The following is an 8,302-nucleotide window of genomic DNA, read 5'->3' as shown; positions in this document are numbered from 1 at the left end:
GTCGGCACGCTGATACCGGCCTGGCGACAGATGTCCTTGATGGGCACCCCGGCGTCGGCCTGCTTGAGGATCGAGACGATCTGCGTCTCGGTGAACTTCGACTTCTTCATGGAACCTCCTGGCTCGGGAACGATGCCAGAAAGTTCTACTTTCGAGATGTCTGCCTAACGGGGGAGCTTACGTGACCTCTTGGCTCGACGCCGCGTTGTTTGTTTCGCTTCGTGATTGCGAGCCCTACGGACAACCAAGGACGAATGTCCTCTTCGCGAGAGAGAGTCGCAAAAAGCCGATACCTGCCAATCCGCCGGATGCCTCCCTGGCCTCAGCTCCCGAGCGCCCGCGGTATAGCGGCGGCAGCTCCTCTAAGAGCGAGCGACTGACCAAGCAAAGCGAAGAGGCACCTAGCTTTTTAGCCACCCGTGCTTAGCCAGGCCATTTCTTTGGTTACTTTCTTTGGGCCAGCAAAGAAAGTGACCCGAGCGCCGACAGGCGATCGGAAGCCCGCCGCAGGCGAGCCAAGTCGCGGGGATACCACGCAGGAACGACAAGCAAAGCCCCCCATGCAGGAGGCACCCCTGCGAGCCCCGGCCCCTCACCCCAACCCTCTCCCCGGAGGGGAGAGGGAGCCACCTGCGGCGAACGTGCACGGCCTCGCGCCCTTTCTGTGCCTCAACTGCCGAGCGCACAGGCACCTGGCCGTTTAGCCACCCGTGTTTAGCGGGCCATTCCTTTGGCTACCTTCTTCGGGCAAGCAAAGAAAGTGACCCTAGCGCCGGCAGGCGATCGGAAGCCCGCGGCAGGCGAGCCCAGTCGCAGGGAGGCGACGCGAGAACGACAAACAAGGCAGCGCTCTCGCAGGCATCCCCGCGAGCCCCGACCCCTCACCCCAACCCTCTCCCCGGAGGGGAGAGGGAGCTCAGAAAAGCACCACGCCCTAGCGGACGTACCGGCGCCGAGCCCAGGCGCCAGCGAACAGGCCGACGCCGAAAGCCACGTACACGGCTGCAATCGAGGCCCGCCCGATATGCCGCTCGAAACCCGGACGGAACCGGGGCGGCGTGATCGTGTAATCCACCACGCAAGCGGCCGTCGCCACCGCCGCGGCGCGCGCGGCCGACACCCGGGGCGGCGCAGGCCAGCGCAGACACCAGGCCTCGTAAATGCCCGCCCACCACAGCGAGCTGAAGTGATGCACCGCGTACCCCACCGCCGTGTAACGCCAGCTCGGCCCGACGTGCCGCTTCGCCCGCCGCCCCCACAACCATTGGCTGGGCGCATTCACCCCGGCCAGCGGCGCGCGCGCTTCGCACGCACTACACGCCGCCACCACCACGCTCGACAACACCGCGGCGATTGCGCCGCTGAGGTTGGTGCGGGCAATCCACGAGGGTTTGAGGCGCGCGAGCGGCGTGGGCATGACGGAAGCCTCCGGAGGGAACAAGGCGCGCTTGCGCGTGCTGGTGCTTGGCGCGGATGGGCTGATCGGGCGAGCCGTGTGCGATGCGCTGCAGGCGGCCGGCCATCGCCCCGTGCGCGGCGTCCGGCACAGGCAGGGTAGCGGTGGCGCGGGTGTAGGCCATGTCGAGGCGGACTTCGCGCACGACATCCATCAGGCCGACTGGCTGCCACGGCTCCAGGGCATCGACGCGGTGGTCAATGCCGTGGGCATCTTCGCCGAGCATGGCGCGCAGACGTTCCGGCGCATCCACACACAGACGCCGCGCGCGCTGTTCGCGGCCTGTCGCGCCGCGGGCATCACGCGCGCCGTGCAGATCTCCGCGCTGGGTGCCGACGAACACGCGACGAGTCGCTTCCATCGCAGCAAGCGAGCCGGGGACGCGGCGCTGCACGCGATGGTGCCGACCGGGACGGCGCTGCAGCCTTCGCTCGTGTTCGGTTCGACCGGTGCCAGCAGCCGGATGCTGATGCTGCTTTCCTGGCTGCCGCTGGCGGTGTTGCCCGGCAGCGGGCGCCAGCGTATCCAGCCGATCCACGTCGATGACGTTGCGGCGCTGATCGTGCGCCTGCTGGAGGACGACGCGCGCCCACCCAGCCTGGCCGCGGTGGGGCCGCAGGCGCTCTCGCTGGCGCGCTACCTGTCGGTGCTGCGGCGTGCGCTCGGTGGTGGGCGATTGCGCGTGCTCGGCATCCCGACGACCTGGCTGGCGCGCGTCGGCCGGCTCGGCGGGCACTGGGTGGACCGCGAGGCGCTGGCCATGCTCGACCGCGGAAACACGGCCGATGCCGCGCCCGCCACGCACTGGCTGGGCCATCCGCCGCGACCGCCGCGCCTGTTCCTGTCGCGGGCCGAGGCGGCGGACATGCGGGTGCTGCTCGCCTGGCGTGTCTGGGCCCTCGTGGGCCGGGTCGCCGTCGCGCTGGTATGGCTGGTAACCGCGCTGCTATCGCTCGGCGTGTACCCGGTGGCAGGCAGTTTTGACCTGCTGGCGCACGTCGGTTTGCACGGTCCCATGGCGTCGGCCGCGCTCTATGGCGGCGCGCTGCTCGACCTTGTGCTGGGCATCGCCACGTTGGCGTTGCACGGCCGTGCGCTGCGGATCACTTACCTGGCGCAGGTGGCGCTCATCCTTTCCTACACGGCCATCATCACGATCGCCCTGCCGGCGTTCTGGCTGCACCCGTTCGGGCCGATCCTGAAGAACCTGCCGATGCTGGCGCTGATCGGCGCGTTGTACGCCACCGAGCGGCGCTGATGGCCTATCTCATCGTCAAATGGCTGCACGTGCTGTCGTCCACGCTGCTGTTCGGCACCGGCATCGGTACGGCCTTCTACCTGCTGGTGGTCAGCCTGCACCGCGACGTGCGCGTGGTAGCGGTGGTGGCACGCTACGTCGTGATTGCCGACTGGCTGTTCACCGCGACCACCGTGGTGTTCCAGCCCGCGAGCGGCTTCTGGATGGTGCACTGGGCAGGGATTCCCTGGCGCAGCGGCTGGGTCGGCTGGTCCACGCTGCTCTACGCGCTGGCGGTGGCCTGCTGGTTGCCGGTGGTGGTGTTGCAGGTGCGCATGCGGGACCTGGCGGTCGACGCGGCGGCGCGCGGCGAGCCCTTGCCGCCGGGATACTGGCGGGCCTTCCGGCTGTGGGTGGCGCTGGGCATCCCGGCCTTCTTCGCCTTCGTGGCGGTGTTCTACCTGATGGTGGTCAAGCCGCCGTTGTAGCAGCGCACCCTGTGCGCGGCCTTGCGGCATGGCGGTCGCGCACAGGTACGCTCCTACAAGGGGCGGCTTTTGCGCAGGGCGGCCAAAACGAGACGCTGTTGGAGGCGCTCGCCGACGCCCCTGGGCTGGCCTAGCCGCATACGCTCGAGCGCCGGCGCTTCGCCCGCCACCGGTTCGCCCGGCCGCAGGAAAGCGCTGGCCACGGCAAGACGTCCGCGCCACGTCGCACCATGCTCCTTGAGCCAGCCCAGGGCGGGGACGAGCCGCAACTCGTCGTCCGTGAAGTCGCTGCCGAACGGAAACGTCGGCAGCAGCCCCCCGCGCCTGAGCGGCGCCAATGCCTGTTCCAGGCAGTCCGGTCGATGCCGGCGCCATGCCTCGGGAATCCGGAAACCCGGCGCAAGCTTGCCGTTCGCCTTGGCCTCGGCAGCCAGCGCATCGAGGAAGCGCGCGTCACAGATCGAAAGCATCGCCTCGATGCATTCGCTGTCGCTCTTGCCGCGCAGGTCGGCGGCGCCGTACTCGGTCACCACGATGTCGCGCAGGTGGCGCGGGATGGTGGTGTAACCGTAGTTGAAGCGGATGTTGGTGCGTACCTCGCCGCCCTCGCGGCGGGTCGCGCGCAGCAGCAGGATCGAGCGGCCGTCGTCCAGCTCGTGGGCCATCGCGACGAAGTTGTACTGGCCGCCCACGCCGCTGACCACCTGGCCATCCTCCAGCGCGTCGGACACCGCTCCGCCCAGCAACGTGGCCATCATGCAGGTATTGAAGAAGCGCGCGCCCCGGCGCTGCAGCGCGGCCAGCGGCTGGTGGTCGCCATAGAGCTGGTTGACGTTGGAGACCGGGCACATGTCGATGGCATCCGGATCGGTAGCCTCGGTGGCGTCGAGCCACGCGTACAGCTCGCGGCTGCCCAGGAAGAACGCGCCACGCAGGTAATGCCCGCCCGGCGTGGCCGGATTGAGCCGGCCAGCGGCCGCGGCCTTCTCCAGTGCCAGGTTGTCCCAGCTGCGGCGCTTGAGGATGCCGGCGCGTGCCAGGTGCATGAAGCCGTCCATCACCATCTCGCTGGCGCCATACAGGCCCGCCTCGAACGGCTCCAGCCCGCCGATGCGCCGGGCCAGCGCCAGGGTCGGGCTCTCGCCGTCGAGCGCGCGCAGGCCGTCACGCCAGGCGGCGTTGTCCTGCTGGCGCAGCAGCAGGCTGTGGACCAGTGCGTCGGACAGTGCGCCGATGCCGATCTGCAGGCAGCCGCCGTCGTTCACCAGCGCACTCGCGTTGAGGCCGATCGCGTATTCGGCCACGCCCACCGGCGTGCGCGGGGGGGCGAACAGGCGCGGCGAACGCGCCGGGACGAGTTCCATGTCGAAGAAGTCGGCCGCGACCTCCGCATGCCCGCTGAGGTAGGGCAGGTCCGGATGCACCACCGCCACGCACAGCGGCCGCGGCTTGCCGGCACGGGCGCACTGGGCCAGGAAGTCGAGCGTCAGGTCCGGGTTGCTGGAGAGGCTGTAGCGCACGCCCTCCGGCGTCTCGCGCCGCGCCACCAGTTGCACCAGGAGATTCACGTCCTGCGCGGCCAGGTCGCGCGCGACGTGGGTGTAGTTCTGGCTGATGTAATCGCGCTGCGCGCGCGGCGCGTGCAGCAAGGCGCCGGACTGCAGGTAGAACTCGTGAACGGCCACGTTGGAGGGAAGTGCGTGGCGCTGCTCGGCCAGGGCGTACTCGAGATCCTCGTAGTCGGCGCCGAAGTGCCGCTCCAGGAAGGGCGCGAGGAAGCGAGCTTCGAGCCCGGGCTTCGGCTGCGGCCGGGTCAACGACAATGCGGTGTAGATCCTCAGCGACCGGGCCGGATCGGCCACGGTCAGCCGGTACAGCGCGTTGAGCAGGCCATGCGGCTTGCCCAGGCCCAGCGGCGCGGCGACGCACAGATGCGCCCCCAGCCGGTCGGCGATGAGCTGTGCGCAGGCGGCAGTGTCGTCGAGGCGCGTCGCGGGCGGCATGTGCCGATCATGGCAGAAGCCGCAAGAGACGCGCATCGACCCGGCGACATTCACGGCACGGCCCATGCCCTAAACTCGCCGCCATGGCGACGACCCCGCTGATTCCCTCCGCGCCCAGCCGCTTCCTGGCCGAACAAGCCCTGAGCCGTGCTGCCGGTGCGCCGCTGATCGGCGGCAACGCGGTCGAGCTGCTGATCGATGCGCAGGCTCATTTCGACGCCTGGCTCGCCGCGATCCGCGGCGCCCGCCAGCGCGTCCTGCTGGAGAACTACCTGATCAGCGACGACGAGGTGGGCCGCGCCTTCCGCGATGCGCTGGTCGAACGCGCGCGGGCCGGCGTGATGGTCGCGGTGGCCTGCGACTGGCTCGGCTGCCTGGGCCAGTCCGGCTATGGGTTCTGGCAGACCCTGCGCCGCGCCGGCGGCGAGGTGCGCGTATTCAACCCGCCCCAGTTGGGCAAGCCGTTCGGCTGGATCACCCGCGACCATCGCAAGCTGCTGGTGGTCGACGGCCACCTCGGCTTTCTATCGGGCGTGTGCATCAGCGCGCGCTGGCTGGGCAACGCCGCGCGCGGCGTGCCGCCATGGCGCGACACCGGCGTGGCGCTGCACGGTCCGGCGGTGGCCGAGCTGGAACAGGCCTTCGCGCAGAGCTGGGCGAGCATGGGCAAGCCCCTCGCGCTGCCGCCGCCGGAAGACCGCACGGCCGGCGAGATCGCCCTGCGCGTGATCGCCACCCAGCCTTCGACCGCCGGCATGTACCGGCTCGACCAGCAGGTCGCCGCGATGGCGCGCCGCACGCTGTGGATCACCGACGCCTACTTCGTCGGCATGGCCCCGTACGTGCAGGCGCTGGCCTCGGCCGCACGCGACGGCGTGGACGTGCGCCTGCTGGTGCCGGGCACCAGCGACATCCCGCTGGTCGCCGGCATGTCCCGCTCCGGTTACCGGCCGCTGCTCAAGGCCGGCATCCGGGTGTTCGAATGGAACGGCTCGATGCTGCACGCCAAGACGGCCGTGGCCGACGGCCAGTGGGCGCGCGTGGGCTCGTCCAACCTCAACATCGCCAGCTGGCTGGGCAACCGCGAGATCGACGTGGCGGTCGAGGACACCGGCTTCGCTGGGCTGCTGGCCGAGCAGTACGAACGCGATCTCACCAACGCCACCGAGATCGTGCTGGCACCGCGTCGGCACCGGCCGCATATCGCGCGGGTAAAGAGCAGCACCGAACGCCCACCGCGCCCCAAGCGCCCGGGCGGCAGCACCAGCCGCGCCGCGGCCGGCGCGCTGCGCATCGCCAACACGGTCGGCGCGGTGCTGACCGATCGCCGCGTGCTCGGCGACACCGAACGCGGCCCGCTGCTGGTTGGCATCATCGTGCTGACCGTGCTGGCGGTCGTGGCGATTGCCTGGCCCAAGGCGCTGAGCTGGCCGATCGCAACCTTTTCCGTGTGGTTCGCCTTCAACCTGTCGATCCGCCTGTGGCGGCTTCGCCGCCGGAAGTAGCCGCGCATGCGCCTTCGGTAGGAGCCCCCAGGTGGGCGATGCTCTTGCGGCAGCCGGAGCGAAGGCATCGCCCACATGGGGCTCCCGAAAGAGGGGTTCCGCGGATAAGGTAATTCCTGCGCTACCTCGCCCAAGCGCATGTGCAACAAGCGCTTCGTGCTAGGCTCGACGGTCCATGCGCACCCCCGACCAACCCGCCGCTCCGCCGCGCAATATCCTCACCCCGAGCACGCTCAACCGGCTGGTGCGCGGGCTGCTGGAGGACGCGCTGCCGCTGGTGTGGATCGAGGGCGAGCTGTGCAACGTGTCGCGCCCGGCCTCGGGGCACCTCTACTTCACCCTGAAGGACGCCGGCGCCCAGGTGCGCGCGGCGATGTTCAAGCCCAAGAGCAGCTGGCTGCGCTTCAGGCCGGCCGACGGCATGCACGTGCTGGTGCGGGCGCGGGTCGGCCTGTACGAACCCCGCGGCGAGTTCCAGCTGGTCGCCGAACATATGGAGCTGGCCGGCGAGGGCGCGCTGCGACGCGAGTTCGATCTGCTCAAGGCGCGGCTCGAGGCGGAAGGCCTGTTCGAGGCCTCCCGCAAGCGCGCCCTGCCCCGCTTCGCCCGGCGCATCGGCGTGATCACCTCGGCCACTGGCGCGGCGATCCGTGACGTGCTGAGCGTGCTGCGCCGGCGCTGGCCGCTGGTCGAGGTGGAAGTATTACCGGTGCCGGTACAGGGCCGCGAGGCGCCACCGGCGATCGTGGCGATGCTGCGCAGGGCTTCGGCCACGCGCCGCCACGACGTGCTGTTGCTGACCCGTGGCGGCGGCTCGCTGGAAGACCTGATGGCCTTCAGCGACGAAGCGGTCGCCCGCGCCGTGCATGCCAGCGCGGTTCCGGTGGTGAGCGCGGTCGGGCACGAGATCGACTTTTCCATTGCCGATTTCGTCGCCGATCTGCGCGCGGCCACGCCCTCGGCCGCCGCCGAGCTGCTGGTGCCGGACGCGCTTGCCCTGCGGCGGCACCTGGGCCAGTTGGCGCAACGCCTGCAACTGCTGCAAAGCCGCCGGCTGCAGGCGCAGACCCAGCGCCTCGACCACCTGCTCGCCCGCCTGCACGCGCAGCGCCCGCAGGCACGGCTGGCGCGCGACCGCGAACGGCTCGTGCAACTGCACCGTCGCCTGCACGCGGCGCTGCGCGAGCAGGTCCGCACCCGCTCGACCCGGCTCGAGCGACTGCACGCGCGCCTGCTGGCGCAGCATCCGCGCCAGCGACTGCAGTTGCTGCAGCGGCGACTGGCCGAACGCGAACGCTCGCTGCAGCAATGCATGGGCCATCGACTGGAACGCGCCCGCCTGACGTTGCGCCAGTCCGCCCGCGCGCTGCAGGCGGTCTGCCCGCTGGCGACGCTGGAGCGCGGCTACGCGATCATGTTCGACAGCGAAGGCCACGTGTTGCGCACCGCGAAGGACGCGCCGCCGGGGACGCCCCTGCGCGCGCGGCTGGCCGACGGCCAGTTGTCGCTGAAGGTGATCGACAACTCCTAGGGTGGGCTTCAGCCCACCTTCCCCGTGCGGCCATGGTGGGCTGAAGCCCACCCTACGCCCATCGGCTCACGTGTCGGCAACG

The 8,302-nt window shown here is 70.3% G+C and carries 7 protein-coding genes; 4 read left to right on the top strand and 3 right to left on the bottom strand.

The features are described 5' to 3' along the window. Both ACFWZU_RS13400 and ACFWZU_RS13395 read right to left on the bottom strand, forming a co-directional pair. Window positions 1-110 (bottom strand): transposase (locus ACFWZU_RS13400; protein WP_439702045.1); only part of this gene is annotated, 110 nt, incomplete at its 3' end. Window positions 111-934: 824 nt separating this feature from the next. Continuing rightward, on the bottom strand, window positions 935-1,417 hold the full coding sequence (locus ACFWZU_RS13395; RefSeq protein ID WP_439702042.1) for a hypothetical protein: 483 nt from the start codon (window positions 1,415-1,417) through the stop codon (window positions 935-937). Here ACFWZU_RS13395 and ACFWZU_RS13390 point away from each other — a divergent pair. Next, window positions 1,416-2,714: an SDR family oxidoreductase gene (locus ACFWZU_RS13390; RefSeq protein ID WP_439702041.1), complete on the top strand. Its 1,299-nt coding sequence runs from the start codon at window positions 1,416-1,418 to the stop codon at window positions 2,712-2,714. The genes ACFWZU_RS13395 and ACFWZU_RS13390 overlap by 2 nt on opposite strands. Then, window positions 2,714-3,181, top strand: coding sequence for a DUF2269 family protein (locus tag ACFWZU_RS13385; protein ID WP_439702040.1), 468 nt, complete (start codon window positions 2,714-2,716; stop codon window positions 3,179-3,181). Before ACFWZU_RS13390 ends, ACFWZU_RS13385 begins: the two co-directional genes overlap by 1 nt. Before the next feature lie 53 nt (window positions 3,182-3,234). Here the strand turns inward: ACFWZU_RS13385 and ACFWZU_RS13380 are convergent, their stop codons facing one another. Further along, window positions 3,235-5,184: an acetyl-CoA hydrolase/transferase C-terminal domain-containing protein gene (locus tag ACFWZU_RS13380; protein ID WP_439702039.1), complete on the bottom strand. Its 1,950-nt coding sequence runs from the start codon at window positions 5,182-5,184 to the stop codon at window positions 3,235-3,237. An 83-nt stretch (window positions 5,185-5,267) separates the two neighbouring features. On the opposite strand from ACFWZU_RS13380, the gene ACFWZU_RS13375 reads away from it, so the two are divergent. Both ACFWZU_RS13375 and xseA read left to right on the top strand, forming a co-directional pair. Beyond that, complete coding sequence (locus ACFWZU_RS13375) at window positions 5,268-6,689, top strand: phospholipase D-like domain-containing protein (RefSeq protein WP_439702038.1); 1,422 nt, start codon at window positions 5,268-5,270, stop codon at window positions 6,687-6,689. A 175-nt stretch (window positions 6,690-6,864) separates the two neighbouring features. Next, window positions 6,865-8,220, top strand: coding sequence for an exodeoxyribonuclease VII large subunit (gene xseA, locus ACFWZU_RS13370; protein ID WP_439702037.1), 1,356 nt, complete (start codon window positions 6,865-6,867; stop codon window positions 8,218-8,220). The last annotated feature ends 82 nt before the right edge of the window (window positions 8,221-8,302 follow it).

Origin of the sequence: Frateuria sp. GZRR33 (assembly GCF_051900425.1) — a bacterium.
Lineage (GTDB): Bacteria > Pseudomonadota > Gammaproteobacteria > Xanthomonadales > Rhodanobacteraceae > Frateuria_A.
Note: the sequence above shows the minus strand (reverse complement) of the source record. Positions and strands in the feature narration are given on the sequence as shown.

Bases quoted from the DNA above. Each gene is read 5' to 3' on its own strand.
- ACFWZU_RS13390 (WP_439702041.1), top strand. From the start codon at position 1,416: ATGACGGAAGCCTCCGGAGGGAACAAGGCGCGCTTGCGCGTGCTGGTG.
- ACFWZU_RS13395 (WP_439702042.1), bottom strand. From the start codon at position 1,417: ATGCCCACGCCGCTCGCGCGCCTCAAACCCTCGTGGATTGCCCGCACC.
- ACFWZU_RS13385 (WP_439702040.1), top strand. From the start codon at position 2,714: ATGGCCTATCTCATCGTCAAATGGCTGCACGTGCTGTCGTCCACGCTG.
- ACFWZU_RS13380 (WP_439702039.1), bottom strand. From the start codon at position 5,184: ATGCCGCCCGCGACGCGCCTCGACGACACTGCCGCCTGCGCACAGCTC.
- ACFWZU_RS13375 (WP_439702038.1), top strand. From the start codon at position 5,268: ATGGCGACGACCCCGCTGATTCCCTCCGCGCCCAGCCGCTTCCTGGCC.
- xseA (WP_439702037.1), top strand. From the start codon at position 6,865: ATGCGCACCCCCGACCAACCCGCCGCTCCGCCGCGCAATATCCTCACC.